Raw genomic sequence first — 17540 nt, forward strand, 5'->3', positions numbered from 1 at the left:
AGTAAGATTATTAAAATAAAAATAAAAATAATATGCTTTTAATGCGAAAATTGTAAAAGGATTATGGGTTTTTAATGTTAAATTATTATTTCTGTAATGATACTTTAAATGTAATTCAAATAAATGTCGTATCTTTGCAAAAATTTTAAAATATTTAATGAATTTATTTACGGAAACCAATTTAAGTCCTGATATTCTTAAGGCAGTTGGCGAACTGGGCTTCGAAAGCCCGACAGAAATCCAAAAACAGACTATCCCTTTTATTCTTTCAGATATTCGCGACTTGATCGCACTTGCGCAGACAGGGACAGGCAAAACAGCAGCGTTTTCGCTTCCGATTTTGGATATGATTGACGAAACGAGTCGCAAAATCCAATTTTTGGTGCTTTGTCCGACACGAGAATTATGTCTTCAAATTACAAAAGACATAAAAAACTATTCCAAGTACATGAAAGACATCAAAACTACAGCAGTTTACGGTGGAAGTAGTATTATGGACCAGATCAGATCTTTGAAGGATAAACCACAGATTATTGTAGGGACTCCGGGAAGGGTGATTGACCTTATCAACAGAAAAGCATTGGACTTTTCAGCAATTCACTGGTTGGTTTTAGACGAGGCCGATGAAATGCTTTCAATGGGTTTCAAAGACGAATTGGAAACAATTTTAAGAGAAACTCCTGAAACAAAACAAACTTTCCTGTTCTCTGCAACGATGAACAAGGAGGTGGAGAGAATTTCTAAAAATTATCTTACAAAGCCACACAGAATTTCTGTAGGTTCTATTAACGAGGTTAAGAAGAACATTAAACATGAATATTATGTGACAGGGTACCGTCAGAAAAAAGAAGTTCTTAAGAGATTAATTGATTCCAACCCGAATCAATATTCAATTATTTTCTGCAGAACAAGAATGGAAACTCAGGAAGTTGCCGATTTCCTAATGCAGAATGGCTATGCAGCAGATGCGCTTCATGGTGATCTTTCTCAGGCTCAGAGAGATACGGTAATGAAGAAGTTTAGATTGAAAAATATCGATATTCTTGTAGCGACGGATGTTGCAGCAAGAGGATTGGATGTGGACTCTCTTACTCACGTTATCCACTACTCTTTACCTGATGATCCGGAAGTATTCGTTCACAGAAGTGGTAGAACGGGTAGAGCTGGAAAAGACGGGATTTCAATGGCGTTGATTAAGCCTGAAGAAAGCAGAAAACTGAAGCAAATCAAATCATCTACGAAGATTGATATTGTTGAAAGTACTGTTCCTACAGGAAAAGATATTATCAAAGCTCAGGTAGGAGGTGTTTTTGAGAGTCTTTTCGAAGTACATGAAGATTTCTTTGAATTTGATGATTCTTTAATTCCTGATTTATCAGCGTTTACAAAAGAAGAGCTTGTTCATAAGTTGCTTCAGTTCCAATTGAAAGATCTTGCGATGTATTACAAAGACAGACATGATCTTATCGAGCAGAAATTGAGCAGCCGTGATGACGATTTCTCAAAAAGAGGAGACAGAAGAGACCGTGACAGAGGCAGAGACCGCGACAGAGGTGAGAGAGGAGAAAGAAATGACAGCAGAGGTAGTAGAGAGCGTGGTGGAAAGCCGAGAAGAAAGAACGAAGACATGGTAAGATTCTTCTTTAATCTGGGTAAAAAAGATCAATTGAAGAAACTTGACGTTTTGGATATTATCAACAAAGCTACATCCACTGGAAAAAGCAAAAAAAGAGCTGAAATCGGGGATATTGAAATTTTAGAGAAATTTTCTTTCTTTGAAGTTGAAAAATCTTTCAAAGGAGATCTTTTAAGCAACATTTCCACAATGAAATTTAAAGGTAAAGACATGAGAGCTGAAGAAGCTAATTAACTCATTCTAAACATACTAAACCGGCTCAACAGCCGGTTTTTTTATTTTGTAATTAAGTGTTAATCCAATGTTAACAAAACTTAACGTTGTATTGTTTCAGGTAAGGCTCTTTTTTAAGAAATTTGCACTCGAATTATAAATACTTAAAAATGGGAATTGGTAATATTTTCCACGCTTTTCAACCGAAAGATAAAATCTTCTTCGTTCTTTTCGAAAAAGTAACTGAAAACCTTGTAGCAATGTCTGAGGAATTCAACCACGGAATCAAAGACTTCGATCTTAATGACGATTCTATGTTGAAAAAGATGAGCGATTATGAACACAAAAATGATGAATTGACCCATGAAATCTTCATAGAACTTGGAAAAAATTTCATTACTCCTTTCGACAGAGAGGATATCCATACGCTGGCAACAGGTCTAGATGATATCGCTGATTACATCTACGCTTCCACAAAATATATTTTCTTATACAAATCGCCTGAAATGAAGGCATATTCAGATTTCTCCTTACTCATCCACAAAGCATGTCTTGAAATTCAGAATGCTATGAAAAACCTTAAAGGTTTCAAAAATATGGAGCAGGTAAAGGAAGCTTGTATCAAAGTAAATTCTATCGAAAATATCGCAGACGACTTACTTTCCAACTCAATGGTGGAATTGTTCGAGACCAACGATGCGATCAACATTATCAAAGTTTCATCTGTACTTAATTATCTTGAAGTAGTTACCGACAAAGCAGAAGATGTTGCCAATACGATTGAAAACATCATGATTAAATACGCTTAATTAATAATTATAATTAACAGATGGAATTTCCTATTTTACTTATAGTTATTATTGCGCTGGCCTTGATTTTCGACTATATCAATGGTTTTCATGATGCTGCCAATTCAATTGCGACTATAGTTTCTACAAAAGTTTTAACTCCATTTCAGGCTGTACTTTGGGCAGCACTCTGGAATTTTGCAGCCTTTTTTATTGCGGCTTATATCATTGGAGAATTTAAAATCGGTAATACGATCGCCAAAACGGTTAATGAGAATTTTATCACCCTTGAAGTCATCTTTTCAGGTCTTATAGCAGCTATTGCATGGAACCTTTTAACGTGGTGGTTTGGTATTCCTTCCTCTTCATCACATACTTTGATCGGAGGGTTTCTGGGAGCAGCTCTGATGCACGCTTTCATGATGGATTACCATAATGTAGTGGCAACACAACCGGATTTAGGGTTCTGGGATACTTTTAAACTGGCCATCAATCAGGTTACCCACCAAAGTGTTGTGAAATTTGATAAGGTAATTCCTATATTCCTTTTCATTTTCATGGCTCCGATTGTAGGGATGATTATCTCGATTATTATTACATTAATTATTGTTCACCTTTATAAAAAATCAAACCCACATAAAGCAGATAAATCCTTCAAAAGATTGCAATTGGTTTCTTCAGCTCTGTTCAGCTTAGGTCATGGTTTGAATGATGCCCAGAAAGTAATGGGAATCATTGGGGCAGCTTTAATTTATTATCATGTTGAAATGCTTCAGGATCCTATTTATTTGAATATTCCGGCTGCAGGACGTTTTGATTATTTTGCCGAACATTACATTTGGGTTCCTTTGGTTTCTTTCATTGCTATTGCTTTAGGAACAATGAGCGGTGGTTGGAAAATCATTAAAACAATGGGAACAAAGATCACGAAAGTAACGTCATTGGAAGGGGTAAGTGCTGAAACTGCAGGAGCAATTACTTTATTCATTACGGATCACTTCGGTATTCCTGTTTCTACAACACACACGATTACAGGTTCCATCATCGGGGTTGGATTAACGAAAAGAATCTCGGCCGTAAGATGGGGAATTACAGTAAGCCTTCTTTGGGCTTGGGTTCTGACGATTCCGATTTCTGCAATTGTTGCGGGAATTACGTATCTTGTAGTTACATTTTTATCTTAATATAGATATTTTAAACATAAAAAAGACTCTGTCCGTATGGGCAGAGTCTTTGTTTATAGATTGAGAAAATCTGAAGTTTTTCCTGCTTTCCGCACTCGCTATTTTTTGGATTCGGCTGCGGCGGCAAAGCCGCCGCAGCCGAATCCAAAAAAATGAGCTCAAACAAATGCTTCAATCAGGGCTAGGGTTGCAGTCGCTGATTTAAACATCTGAAAAATAACCACCAAGTTTTGTCATCCCGTAGGGATCTAGGCAAGAATCTTTCCAAAACGTTTCTAATACTAAGTTTAGATCCCTACGGGATGACAAACGTATGAAAATAAATTGAGAATAAAAAAAAGCTTAAAAAATAGAACTAAATAAAACTTTAATATTTAAATAATTTAAGTAAATAGCTATAAATATTACACACATAAAATTTTGAATCCTCACTTAATAAAAACGGTGAGGATTTTTGTTTTACAGACCCCTGAAAAATTGTATTTTTGTTCAAACTATTAGAATTATGGAATTTTTAGACAGATACCAACAGATGGTTGCTGATGCCATTACCAAATACACTTTTAAAGACAAGCCTGCCGAACTATATGAGCCGATGAACTATATCATTTCCCATGGAGGGAAACGCCTTCGTCCGATTATGGTTTTGATGGCATGTGATTTATTCGGCGGTAATTTGAATGAAGCGATTAAACCTGCGCTGGCTATCGAGTTTTTCCATAATTTCACGCTGATCCATGACGATATTATGGATGAGGCTCCTTTGAGAAGAAACAAACCTACCATTCATACTTTACACGGAATCAATGTCGGGATTTTATCCGGCGACGGATTGATGTTGAAAGCTTACAAGTTTTTTGAAGACCTTGAACCTGAGATTTTTAAGGCTTGTATCAGAATCTTTACCCATACAGGTTTGCTGTTATGTGAAGGCCAGCAATATGACATTAATTTTGAAACTCAGGAAAATGTAACTTTTGATGATTATATCAGGATGATTACTTATAAAACAGGAGTTTTGAGCGCTTCTTCATTCGAAATCGGGGCATTGATTGCAAAGGCAAATTTCAAAGATGCAAAAGCCATTTTCAATTTTGGAAAACATATCGGAATCGCGTTCCAGATTATGGATGATTATCTGGATGTATTTGGAGATCAGGCCAGTTTTGGTAAGAAGCATGCAGGTGATATTTACGAAAATAAAAAAACGGTTCTTTATCTTATGGCGAGAGAACATGCGACTGAAGAGGAAAGAAAAGAACTGGATTACTGGTATTCTAAAAAGACCGATAATATTGATAAAGTATACGGTGTAGAAAAGATTTTCAGAAGAACGAAGGTGGACGAAAAAGCGTTGAGACTGATAGAAAAGCACAATGAAATCGGGCAGAGCTATCTTCAGAAAATAAATATTCCGGAGGAGAAGAAAAAACCGTTTATCGAACTGGCAAATTATTTATTAAGAAGAGAAAGCTAAATTAGGTAGCAGATATTAGATGATAGGCAGTAGTTTTTTCCTGCAATCTAAAACCTGCAACCTCATACCTAAAAATGAAATTCAGGACCGAAGTTGAGATTAAAGAATCGCAGAAAAAAATTGATATTGAAGATAAAATATTTTCAATAGGTTCATGTTTTGCTTCAGAAATATCAGATTTGCTTCAACAAGGTCAATTACAGACTGTTAATAATCCTTTTGGAACAATTTTTAATCCTTTTTCCATTAATAATTCCATTAAAAGGCTTCATGATGCTGAGTTTTATACAGAAGATGAGCTGATTACTTTTAACGATGAATATATTTCTTTTGACCATCATACCAGTTTTGATACAAGATATATTCATCAGACTTTAAATAAAATTAATGCTAAAATCGAAGAAGGAAATTCTTTTCTGCAGGATTCCAATTGGGTGATCATTACATACGGAACTTCATTTATTTATGAATTTATTCCCAAGCAGAAACTGGTTGCCAACTGTCATAAAATACCACAGAAATTCTTCGAAAAAAGATTGCTTACCCATCAGGAACTCACTGATTCTTTGTATAATACTATTTTAAACTTAAAAGACATCTGTAAGGATGATGTTCAGATTTTATTTACCGTTTCACCTGTTCGTCATACAAAGGACGGAATGATTGAAAATCAACTAAGTAAGTCGAAATTAATCACGGCAATTCACGAAACAATTCCACAATTTGAAAACTGTCATTATCTTCCGGTTTATGAAATTGTAATGGATGATCTTCGAGATTATCGTTTTTACAAAGAAGATATGATTCATCCTAATAATCAAGCGGTTAATTATATTTTTGAAAAATTTGGAAATGCTTATTTTTCAGATGAAACAAAGGAGTTTATTAAAGAAAATTTTAAAATTAATAAAGCATTAGAACATAAAACTACAGACGAAAAAGACCCTAAATATATCGAGTTTAAAGAAAAATTAAACCAAAGGATTGAAGATCAAAGGCAAAAAGTAAAGCATAAAATATTTTCAAATGATTGATTTTACAACCATCGATTATTTGAAAAACGGAAACAAAAAGCAAAAAAGGGTTTATGAAATTCTTACAAAACATCGAATATTAGAAAAATTAAAAGAATATTCTCCCATTTTAGCCGGAACCATTCCTATTGAAATTGATATTGAAGGTAGCGATCTGGATATTATTTGTGAGGTTGATCTTAGATTTGAAGAGGATTTTTTAGATGATCTAATGTTTAGCAAATTTATTCCTCATGATGTAAAGGTTAAAGTTGAATATCCAATTATTAATGGTGAAAAATGTATTGTTTTAAATTTCATGCTGGAAGAATTTTCTATTGAAATTTTCGGACAGAATAAGCCGACAATTGAGCAAAACGCTTATCGTCACATGATTGCTGAATACAAAATATTACAGGAAAAAGGAGAAGATTTTAAACAAAAAATAATAGAATTAAAGCAAAAAGGTATAAAAACAGAGCCTGTTTTCGGAATGTTGCTGGGACTTAATAATCCTTATGAAGATCTATTAAAAATGTAAAAAAAATGATTGATACACACACCCATTTATACGCAGAAGAGTTCGATGAAGACAGAAAGGAAATGATTCAAAGAGCGATCGATAAAGGAATTAACGAGTTTTATCTTCCTGCAATTGATTCTGAATCTCATGGAAAAATGCTACAGCTTGAAGCTGAATATCCCAACCACATTTTTTCGATGATGGGTCTGCATCCTTGTTATGTAAAGCCAGAAACATGGGAAAATGAATTGGAAATTGTAAAAAATTATCTGAGTCAAAGGGCTTTTCCGGCTATCGGAGAAATCGGGATTGATCTGTATTGGGATAAAACGACGTTGGATATTCAGGTAAAAGCTTTCGAACACCAAATCGACTGGGCGATTGAGAAAGATTTGCCTATTGTTATTCATACAAGAGAAAGTTTTGATGAAACTTTTGAAGTGCTGGAAAGAAAAAAACATCCCAAACTTCGAGGTATTTTTCACTGCTTCTCAGGAAATTTGGAACAGGCAAAACATGCAATTGATTTAAATTTTATTTTGGGAATCGGTGGAGTAGTGACTTTTAAAAATGGTAAAATCGATCAGTTTTTACACGAAATTCCATTAGAAAAAATCGTTTTGGAGACAGATTCGCCTTACCTGGCGCCGGTTCCGCACCGAGGAAAAAGAAATGAGAGTTCTTACCTTGATCTGGTAGCCGGTAAACTGGTGAATATTTATGGAAAAGACTTCTCGGAAATTGACAGAATCACGACTGAGAATGCAAAAAAAATGTTTAATAAGTAAAGATGAGAGCAACAGTTTCCAAGTTTTTAAGACAGTCCAAATTATTGTTTATAGCTGATAAATTGAGGTTTTATATTCAAAAATTCAAAAATCAGGATAAGAATAAATCCTTTCAGTCAAAACATCCGGAATTTATTTTTCCTCCGGATTATCTAATGTATGAATCTTTTAATATCAACTACGAAAGCTATTACAAAAGCGGAAAAGCAGCTGCGGAAAAGTTTATCAACATCTTTAAAAAATATAATTCAACGGAGCAAGCCAGGATTTTGGATTGGGGATGCGGACCGGCAAGGGTTGTAAGACATATTCCGGAAGTGTTGCCGGATAGTAGTGTTTTTGGAACGGATTACAATCAGAATTCAATAGAATGGAACAAAAAAAATATCAAAAATGTTGATTTTAATCTTAATGGATTAAGCGCAAAACTACCTTATGAAGATAACTTTTTTGATTTTATATACGGGATTTCAATTTTCACACACCTTTCCGAACAATTACATTACGACTGGAAAAATGAATTGACCAGAGTGCTTAAAAAAGACGGTATTTTGCTATTATCCTTACAGGGAAACCTCTTCAAAACCATTCTTACTGATGATGAAATCAAGGTTTTTGAAAAAGGTAATATTGTAGTGAGAGGAAACGTAAAAGAGGGTCACAGAACATATTCTGCTTTTCATCCGGAAGATTTTGTAAAAAAGCTCTTTTCCGATTATGAAATTCTGGAACATATCGATTCTTTTATCAATAATGGCAAACCGGAACAGGACATCTGGATTTTAAAGAAAAAATAAGCCTCTCAAAACTGAAAGGCTATCTCTTTATTTTTTTCTTGTAAAATTCTTATTCTTAGGCTTTTTAAATCCCATTGAAGGGCCTGCTTCTGAGCTTCTCTTTTTATTATTACCGCCGGGTCTCGGAGAATTTGACCTTGGAGTTCTCGGTTTATCGGAACCAGCAGAAGTTGGTTTATTATTCGAATCTCTTTTCAGAGCAACTAAATCGTCTGTATGGAAAGGGTGATTTTTAATGACTGGAATTTTCATTCCGATAAGTTTCTCCGTGTTTTTCAGATTTAATAAATCCAAACCGTCTACAAAAGAAATGGAATTCCCTTCTGCTCCAGCTCTTCCCGTTCTTCCGATTCTGTGAACATACGTTTCTGAAACATCGGAAAGCTCAAAGTTGATAACGAATTTCAATTCATCAATATCGATTCCTCTCGCTGCAATATCTGTTGCTACTAAAACTCTTGTTTTTCCCGATTTGAAGTTATTTAAAGCATTCTGTCTCGCATTCTGAGACTTATTTCCGTGAATCGCTTCTGTAGAAACTCCGTCGTGTTGAAGTTTTCTGGCGATTTTATCAGCACCATGCTTTGTTCTTGCAAAAACTAATACGGAGTCGGCAATATCATTCTTTAAAATATGGGTAAGAAGGTTTAATTTGTTTTCTTTTTCGACAAAATATACCGACTGTTTGATGGTTTCTGCAGTTGATGAAACGGGTGTAACTTCCACTTTCACAGGATTATTCAAAATCGAATCTGCCAATTTCTGAATTTCCGAAGGCATTGTTGCCGAGAAAAATAAAGTCTGTCTTCTTTGAGGTAAGAGTTTGATAATTCTCTTTACATCATGCACAAATCCCATATCGAGCATCCTGTCGGCTTCATCCAAAACGAAAATTTCAAGATTTTTTAAGCTGATAATTCCCTGAGCAATAAAATCCAGTAATCTTCCGGGTGTTGCTACTAAAATATCAACTCCTCTTCTAAGGGCAGTTTCCTGATTTCCCTGTTTTACACCTCCAAAAATCACTAAATGTTTTAATGGTAAATGTTTTCCGTAAGCCTTGATATTTTCCTCAATTTGTATGGCTAATTCTCTTGTAGGAGTTAATATTAAAGCTTTAATATGATTATTTTTAACCTTATTTTGAGAAAGATTCTGTAAAATGGGGATGGCAAAAGCTGCCGTTTTTCCTGTTCCTGTCTGTGCGCATCCCAAAAAATCTCTGCCTTTTAAAATCTCAGGAATTGATTTTTCCTGGATGGGAGTTGGGTTGGTATATCCTTGTGCCTCAATTGCTTTTGCAATAGGTTCTATTAATTGTAAGTCTGTAAAATTCAAATGAATTGTTTTTTTAATTAAAATAAAATTCCTTCAAAAGGAAGGAATTTTATTCTACAAAGGTAGTTTAAATATTTTTAAGTAGACTATTTCACTTTTGTCCACTGCTGATTCTTTCTTAAATCTTCAAAAAACTTATAAATTTCTGCAAGCTTTTCAGTTCCTCGCTTTCCATAATCTTCTATATGTTTTGTAGTTCCATCCGAAAATTGAACAGTTAAATGCGAAGTGGGAAGATCTGAAATATTCCTTTCACCATATTTATCATTTAAACTTTTTATGTTTAAACCGTCTAATAAAGTGATTAATTTATTGTAATCTTCTTCCTTGATTGTTCCCTTAAAAGTCCCTTCACGGGGCCTGGAGAATTCATCTTTGGAAGGCTTATCGGTAAAATTAAAATGTTCCGCTTCAAAAACGGCTGTTCTATCCGGATTAATAGTCATTTTAAAAATAGGACAGAATCCGAAGCATGCTGTTGCATGGTATTCAATTTTAGAATATTTAGAATTCACTTTTTGAGAATTACAAGAAAATAAAAAAATAAATGCACAAAGGCCTAGTATATATTTCATAGTTTAAATTTGGATTGGAGTCTTTCAATAATTGTTCCAAAAGGGCTTTTAAAGCAAAATTTAATAATTAGTTTAAAATAAATAATAATAAAAAATGTACACGAAGAAGTCGCCATAAACCTTATAGGTTTTCAAAACATAGGTTTGATGAAGTGATCAATATTAATAAAAAAAGTACACAAAAAGTGTACTTTATATGTTTAATATTTGTTTACAATTTTATCCATGAAGTTGTTTCCAAATTGCATCTTTCAACTCCATAAGGCCTTCTCCCGTAACACCTGAGAAAAACAGGGGTTTCTTATTTTCAGGGAATTCTGCAGCAATTTCTTTTCTCAGCTCTTCATCCAGAAGATCGGATTTTGAAATGGAAATAATAAAATCTTTATCCAGCAATTCAGGGTTATATTCTTTCAATTCATTTTCCAGAATTTTAAACTCCTGGAAGTGACTTTCAGAATCAGCTGGAATTAAAAATAACAGGATTGAATTCCTTTCAATATGTCTTAAAAATCTGTGTCCAAGACCTTTACCTTCCGCAGCTCCTTCAATAATTCCCGGAATATCAGCCATTACAAAAGACTTGTAATTTCTGTAATCAACGATTCCTAGATTGGGCGTTAAAGTGGTAAATGCATAATTGGCGATCTTCGGCTTTGCAGCTGAAACAGAAGCTAAAAGCGTAGATTTTCCGGCATTTGGGAACCCTACAAGACCTACATCTGCCAGGATTTTAAGTTCAAAAACGATATATCCTTCCTGACCCGGCATTCCCGGTTGGGCGAATCGTGGAGTCTGGTTGGTAGAAGATTTGAAATGTTCGTTTCCTTTTCCTCCCATTCCACCTTCCATCAGGATAATTTCCTGGCCGTCTTCCATTATTTCACCAATGATTTCGCCATCTTCATTTTTAGCAATAGTTCCGATGGGAACATTGATGTAAACATCCTCTCCATAGGCTCCTGTAAGCTGGTTTTTGCCTCCGTTTTCACCGCGTTCGGCTTTTACGTGACGGGTATATCGAAGGGGTAGTAAAGTCCATTCCTGAGCATTTCCTTTCATGATAACGTGACCTCCGCGACCTCCATCTCCACCATCAGGACCGCCTTTAGGAATATATTTCTCGCGGCGAAGATGCGCAGAACCTGCACCACCGTGGCCGCTCTTACAATGAATTTTTACGTAATCTACAAAATTTGACATTTCTTATAATTATGAGTTATGAGTTATGAATTATGAGAATGAATTGTAATAACTTAAAACTCATCACTCACAACTTTTAACTATTTTATTTTTTCTACTTCAGCAAAAAGCTTTTCAGAGATTTCGTTGATATCTCCAACGCCGTTGATCTCTACATATTTGCCTTGTTGCTTGTAAAGCTCGGCTACTTCAGCTGTTTTTGTGTAGTATTCTTTTATTCTGTTTTCGATGATTTCTACATTGCTGTCGTCTGATCTTCCGCTTATTTCACCTCTTTTCAGCAATCTTTCCACCAAAATTTTATCTTCAACCACCAATGAAAGACAAACGTCGATTTTATCATTCAGTTCTTCTTTCACGATTTTTTCCAGGGCTTCCGTCTGAACAGCAGTTCTCGGGTATCCGTCGAAAATAAATCCTGCAGCATCGGTCGGTTTTCTGATTTCATCAATTAGCATATCTGTTGTTACCTGATCCGGAACCAATTCTCCTTTATCGATGTATGATTTTGCCAGTTTCCCAAGTTCGGTGTCATTTTTCATATTGAATCTGAAAAGGTCTCCCGTTGAGATTTGCTTTAAATTAAATTTTTCGATTAAGTTTTGAGCTTGTGTTCCTTTTCCACTTCCTGGAGGGCCGAACAGAACGATGTTTATCATAGTGTTGATTCGCTTATAGCAATTGGCGGTTGGCGTCTTGCTTTTAGCTTTGTTTAGTTAATATTTTACTTTTTATTTCGATTTAATTTGTAAAGCTAAAAGCCGAAGCTAGTAGCTGTCGGCAATCTAATGATTGATTTGACCTTCTTCTAACTGGTATAAATTCGGAAGGTTTCTTCCCAATTCATCATAATCCAGTCCATAACCCAAAACAAATTTATTCGGGATTTCTTTTCCTATATAATCCAGCTTAAAATCTTTTTTATAAACCTCAGGCTTTAAAAGGAATGAAGCTATTTTTACAGATTTCGGACGTTGTGTTTCGTTAAAATATTTGAAAAGACTTTCAACAGTATTTCCTGTATCTACTATGTCTTCCACAAGAATAATATGACGGTCTTTTACGTCTTTCGTTAATTCCATTTTCTGGTAAACGATGCCGGTAGACTCCGTACCTGCATACGAGCTCATCTGGATGAAAGCAATCTCGCAATTTCCCGGATAGTGCTTCAACAGGTCTGAGAAGAACATGATTACCCCGTTTAAAACACCAATGAAAACAGGAACTTCATCCTTGTAATCTTCATAAATTTTTAAAGCCGTTGCCTTTACAATCTCCTGAATTTCGGCGTCCTCCAAATAAGGAACGAAAGTTTTGTCGTGAACTTTAATACTTTCCATAAAAAAATTAGTAGTCGGCAAAGTTACGGATTTTTGATGAAAATATTTTCTTGTTTATTTCAGATTCGTGAAACATGGTGTAAGTCTCTTCAACAGGTAAGCTTTAATCTAAAAAATTAAAGTAAAGTTATTGATGAGATTCAGCAAAAAATTTATTCAAATATTGCCTCTCAATTTTTTAATTAAAACATTCTGAAATGATATGGTCATTCTAAATTGAATCTAATGAGTATATCTCTTGAGTTTGCCTTAATTAGTTATTGAAAATCAAATAAGAAAAAATCATTAAATTTAAAAATGAGAGCAAGTATTTTCCTGCTCTCATTTATGTTTTGTAGAAAAATTTTAATTTCTATTTTTTAATAAAATCCAGCCGGATAATTTTATTGTTTTTTTGGTAATGGAATCTTCCCACGATAATTTATACCAATAGGTGTCGGTAGGAAGTAATCTTGCCGTATATTGCCCATTCCATTTTGGGTTTGCTGCAGTTGGTTTGAATACCTCTTTTCCATATTTATCAAAAATGCTTCCCTCAAAATTTTTAGACTTAATAAGTTGGCTAAAGTCTATTACATCATTTATACCATCACTATTTGGGGTGATTACATTTGAAATAAAGAATGTATAATATTCTACATTGGCATCACAAGAAGTTCCCTTGTTTCTAACTCTGATAGGATATTGAGTATTTTTAAGAACATTAGTAAAAACATTAGAAGCCTGCCAGCTTACTCCTCCATCAATAGAATATTCCAGAGGGGTACTTCCATTATTTTTTGCATTGATTGTCAATGTGTTGTTGTTATAGGTTACGTCAATGATTTCTGGCTTAAGAATATATGAAACCGTTGCCGAAAATACTTTAGAACAGGCCCCATTGTTAATGGTTACTGTATAAGTGCCTGCAGTTGTTACGTTGATCTTTTGAGTTGTTGCTCCTGTATTCCAACTGTAGGCGTAATTCGGGCCTGATCCTGCATCTAAAATACCTGTGTCACCTTCGCAGATTTCTATATTATGCAAGGAAGAGACTATTTCAGGAACTACAGTAATGGTAATTGTTGCCGGTGTTTGAGATACACAGCCATTTGCCCCGACTCCGTTTACTGTATATGTAGTTGTAGAAGTAGGAGAAACTGTTTGAGTATTCCCATTACCGGATAATCCGGCCCATGTGTATGTTACAGCTCCTGATGCGGTAAGGGTAACTGATTGCCCTTTACAAATTGTTAAAGAAGGTGCAGTGATAGAAATAACTGGCGGATTTGCATTGCCAATTACCGTTACTGAACCTTGTTTTACACAACCTAATGGATTTGAACTTGTTATAGTAAGCGTATAAGTCCCACTTGCATTGACTACTGGAGTTAAAGTATTTCCGCCTGATACAATATTTCCACCCCCTGTTGCCGTCCACGAAAAAGTAGCTCCCGGTTGATAAACGGATGAGATCGCATTAAGTGTAATTTGAGAATTGATACATGTGATTTGTGCAGGAGCTGAAATGTTTACAGTGATAGCCTGATCCATTATTATAGTCGCTGACTTTTGATATTGGCAACCCGATGGTGTAGTAACTGTTACTGTATAAGTTCCCGGAGCGGTAATCGTATTTGTTGCTGTATTTACACCATTTGACCATGAGAATGTATTTCCTGTGCCTGATGCTGTAGCCGTTAATAGGGTGGAAGAGCCTTGGCAGAATGTTAAATTTCCAGTGACTTGAATATTAGGATCTATTCCTGCTGTTATTGTAATAGAAACAGGATCACTTGTACAAGTTCCATTATTGTTGGTTAAGGTATAAGTTCCGGGAGTATTTATCGTAATACTTTGTGTGGTTTGTCCGTTTGACCAAACATTTCCCGTCGTAAAGCTCGATGATAACGTTATACTATTGCCATTACAAATAGCAATCGCAGAAGCTGAAATTACAGGAACTGGTTTTTGATTTATAATTAATTGTAATTCCGCAACTTTTGAGCATGTCGATGATTTTACACGAACATAAACTGTTGCATTCCCCGAAACAAAAGCCGCAGGATTTGCAATAGTATTGGCATTTCCTGCTAATGCATCGGCTTGATTGATATAATAATCAAAACTTACTCCCGGCGTAGTGCTGATAGCAGTTTGCGCAGAGGTAAGATCAAAAGTAGCCGTTGTAGAAGCAGAACACTGGCTTAAACTTGAGTTTTGCACCACCGGAACTACTCCCTGTGTTACCGTTACTGATTTTTGATATTGGCAGTTTGCTGGAGTTTTTACCGTCACGGTGTAGGTTCCCGGAGTAGAAACAGAAATCGTATTTGCTGTAGATCCGTTTGACCATGTGAAAGTATTTCCCGTTCCGTTGGCAGAAGCTGTGAGCTGTGTTGCAGATTCACATAAAACTAAATTTCCTGCGATTTGAACATTAGGATCATTCTCGGCGGTGATAGTTATTGATGCCGGAGCACTTGTACAGGTTCCGCTAGTATTTGTTAGGGTATAAGTTCCCGGTGTTGTAACAGTGATCGATGGTGTAGTAGCCCCTGTAGACCATGTGTTTCCTGTAGCCTGATTGGAGGTAAGGGTAACGCTTCCACCGAAACAGATTGTCGGTGATGAGCTGGTGATTACAGGTGATCCGTTTTGAGTAATATTAAGCTGTAATTCTGCAACCTTCGAGCATGTCGATGATTTTACACGAACATAAACTGTTGCATTCCCTGAAACAAAAGCCGCAGGATTTGCAATAGTATTGGCATTTCCTGCTAATGCATCGGCTTGATTGATATAATAATCAAAACTTACTCCCGGCGTAGTACTGATAGCAGGTTGCGCAGAGGTAAGATCAAAAGTAGCCGTTGTAGAAGCAGAACACTGGCTTAAACTTGAGTTTTGCACCACCGGAACTACTCCCTGTGTTACCGTTACTGATTTTTGATATTGACAATTTGCCGGAGTTTTTACCGTCACCGTATAAGTTCCCGGAGTAGAAACAGAAATCGTATTTGCTGTAGATCCGTTTGACCATGCGAATGTATTTCCTGTTCCGTTGGCAGAGGCTGTGAGCTGTGTTGCAGATTCACATAAAACTAAATTTCCTGCGATTTGAACATTTGGGTCATTCTCGGCAGTGATAGTTATTGATGCCGGAGCACTCGTACAGGTTCCACTAGTATTTGTTACTGTATAAGTTCCCGGTGTTGTAACAGTGATCGATGGTGTAGTAGCCCCTGTAGACCATGTGTTTCCTGTAGCCTGATTGGAGGTAAGGATAACACTTCCACCGAAACATATTGTTGGTGATGAGCTGGTGATTACAGGTTGTGGAACTTGAGTGATGTTGAGTTGTATTTTTCCATCGGCATTGTCGCACAATAACGATGAAGAGTCTTTGATGACAACAGTAATTGTTGTGTTCGTATTAAACTGAAAATTTGTAGGGTTTGCAATTGGGTTTGCACTTCCCTGAACATAATAAGTGAAAATATAATTGCTGGGATTGGAAACGAATTGAGAATTATAAGTAGTCAAATCTACGGTTCCATTTCCTGTGCAAAAAGATTGGGATATTGTATTTTGTAAAATAGGAACCTTATCGGTATATATTTTTACATTTTTAATTGATTGTCGCGCACTTGCAGCACCTGTAGAAGCTGAAAAACCGAAATATCCCTGAGTCATAGTGGAAGCACCTCCAGAAGGTGCAAAAGACTGATTAACAATCTGAATATTGTTTATTTTTATCTTAATAATCCAATTATTAAAATTTGCGGGATCAATTTCTCCCGTTACTTCCACATGCTTATAATTTGCTCCTACAAAAGGTTGGCTGGTAAGATTGGGAGAGTGAAATGTACTTCCCGCGGTAGTATTAAATTCTATATTCCCATTACTTACGTTGTTGGTTCCATATAAAAGATGAACTTTACTCATCTCTGTATCGGTAGAGTTATTATAAGTATCAAAAGCCACCATTAATCCTGTAGCGTTATTAGGAATTCCCAGGCCACCGCCTATTGTATAAGTAACCGGAGGATTTGCTAAATACCAAAATGAAACCCCGTCTCCGTGAGCATATGTTCCATTTCCATCAATTCTAAAATCAAATTCCACTTTCCATTTGTCGCAATACTTCAAATTGATAGGGGCAGCTAATTTAATACCACCTACTTGAGCAATTTGATCGGTGGTTAATCTGATAAAGTCACCACTTACTACTGCAGAGGGAACTATATCCCAGCCTGTAGTATTTATAGGGTTTCCGGTAAGTTGATACGTTTGGGAGAGCAGTTTACCGGATATAAAAAATAATATCAGGGCAAAGTAAGTGAGTAATTTGTTCTTCATTTGTGTGTGTTAGGGTGCAAAAATAAATTATTTTATCAGTAAAAGCAATTAACTGTAAATAAGCAAGTTAAATGTATGGATGTTAAAATAAAATATAATTATTTTGTATATTTTTAGAAAAATATTAATTTTTTATATGTTTTTTCATTATTTTTTTTGGCTTTGGAATTGTTACTTTTAGTATGAATTGATACTAAATAGTTTAAAAAAACGACACAAACCCTAGCCCAGATTGCAGCGGCATCCTTTTTCTGAATTGGCTTTGAAAGGCGTTGGCGAAAAAGATATAGCGGAAAGCTGGAAATAGCTTCTAAAAAAAAGAAG

General features: G+C 35.5%; 14 protein-coding genes. 8 read left to right on the forward strand and 6 right to left on the reverse strand.

The features are described from left to right. The first annotated feature begins 157 nt into the window (after positions 1–157). The 8 genes from ATE47_RS02550 (at position 158) to ATE47_RS02585 (ending at position 8419) form a co-directional block, all read left to right on the forward strand. Positions 158–1870 (forward strand): DEAD/DEAH box helicase, encoded by a 1713-nt coding sequence (locus ATE47_RS02550; RefSeq protein ID WP_062160483.1) that lies wholly within the window; start codon positions 158–160, stop codon positions 1868–1870. 149 nt (positions 1871–2019) lie between these two features. Continuing rightward, positions 2020–2658, forward strand: coding sequence for a DUF47 domain-containing protein (locus tag ATE47_RS02555; RefSeq protein ID WP_062160484.1), 639 nt, complete (start codon positions 2020–2022; stop codon positions 2656–2658). Between the two features lie 20 nt (positions 2659–2678). After that, the gene (locus ATE47_RS02560; protein WP_062160485.1) at positions 2679–3821 is read left to right on the forward strand and encodes an inorganic phosphate transporter; all 1143 of its coding nucleotides are present in this window, start codon (positions 2679–2681) and stop codon (positions 3819–3821) included. 505 nt (positions 3822–4326) lie between these two features. Next, entirely contained in the window at positions 4327–5298 is a 972-nt protein-coding gene (locus tag ATE47_RS02565; protein WP_062160486.1) for a polyprenyl synthetase family protein, read from the forward strand. A gap of 74 nt (positions 5299–5372) precedes the next feature. After that, positions 5373–6332, forward strand: a complete 960-nt coding sequence (locus tag ATE47_RS02570) for a GSCFA domain-containing protein (RefSeq protein ID WP_062160487.1) — start codon at positions 5373–5375, stop codon at positions 6330–6332. Beyond that, a complete protein-coding gene (locus tag ATE47_RS02575; protein WP_062160488.1) occupies positions 6325–6852 on the forward strand; it encodes a DUF4269 domain-containing protein in 528 nt (175 codons plus the stop codon). Before ATE47_RS02570 ends, ATE47_RS02575 begins: the two co-directional genes overlap by 8 nt. A gap of 5 nt (positions 6853–6857) precedes the next feature. Continuing rightward, positions 6858–7622, forward strand: coding sequence for a TatD family hydrolase (locus ATE47_RS02580; protein ID WP_062160489.1), 765 nt, complete (start codon positions 6858–6860; stop codon positions 7620–7622). Between the two features lie 2 nt (positions 7623–7624). Beyond that, positions 7625–8419 carry a class I SAM-dependent methyltransferase gene (locus ATE47_RS02585; protein ID WP_062160490.1) on the forward strand — a complete coding sequence of 265 codons (795 nt, stop codon included), beginning with the start codon at positions 7625–7627 and terminating at the stop codon, positions 8417–8419. Between the two features lie 27 nt (positions 8420–8446). On the opposite strand, the gene ATE47_RS02590 is transcribed toward ATE47_RS02585, so the two are convergent. The 6 genes from ATE47_RS02590 to ATE47_RS02615 all read right to left on the reverse strand — a co-directional run bounded on the left by ATE47_RS02590 (position 8447) and on the right by ATE47_RS02615 (position 17216). Beyond that, positions 8447–9757: a DEAD/DEAH box helicase gene (locus tag ATE47_RS02590; protein WP_062160491.1), complete on the reverse strand. Its 1311-nt coding sequence runs from the start codon at positions 9755–9757 to the stop codon at positions 8447–8449. Positions 9758–9843: 86 nt separating this feature from the next. Next, on the reverse strand, positions 9844–10332 hold the full coding sequence (locus ATE47_RS02595; protein WP_062160492.1) for a DUF6438 domain-containing protein: 489 nt from the start codon (positions 10330–10332) through the stop codon (positions 9844–9846). A 219-nt stretch (positions 10333–10551) separates the two neighbouring features. Continuing rightward, on the reverse strand, positions 10552–11535 hold the full coding sequence (gene obgE / locus ATE47_RS02600; RefSeq protein WP_062160493.1) for a GTPase ObgE: 984 nt from the start codon (positions 11533–11535) through the stop codon (positions 10552–10554). Between the two features lie 80 nt (positions 11536–11615). Continuing rightward, on the reverse strand, positions 11616–12194 hold the full coding sequence (locus ATE47_RS02605; RefSeq protein ID WP_062160494.1) for an adenylate kinase: 579 nt from the start codon (positions 12192–12194) through the stop codon (positions 11616–11618). Between the two features lie 126 nt (positions 12195–12320). Continuing rightward, positions 12321–12875, reverse strand: coding sequence for a hypoxanthine phosphoribosyltransferase (hpt, locus tag ATE47_RS02610; RefSeq protein ID WP_062160495.1), 555 nt, complete (start codon positions 12873–12875; stop codon positions 12321–12323). 345 nt (positions 12876–13220) lie between these two features. Further along, the gene (locus ATE47_RS02615; protein ID WP_062160496.1) at positions 13221–17216 is read right to left on the reverse strand and encodes a T9SS type B sorting domain-containing protein; all 3996 of its coding nucleotides are present in this window, start codon (positions 17214–17216) and stop codon (positions 13221–13223) included. Positions 17217–17540 lie beyond the last annotated feature (324 nt).

The sequence above is a fragment of the Chryseobacterium sp. IHB B 17019 genome (assembly GCF_001456155.1).
GTDB lineage: Bacteria > Bacteroidota > Bacteroidia > Flavobacteriales > Weeksellaceae > Chryseobacterium.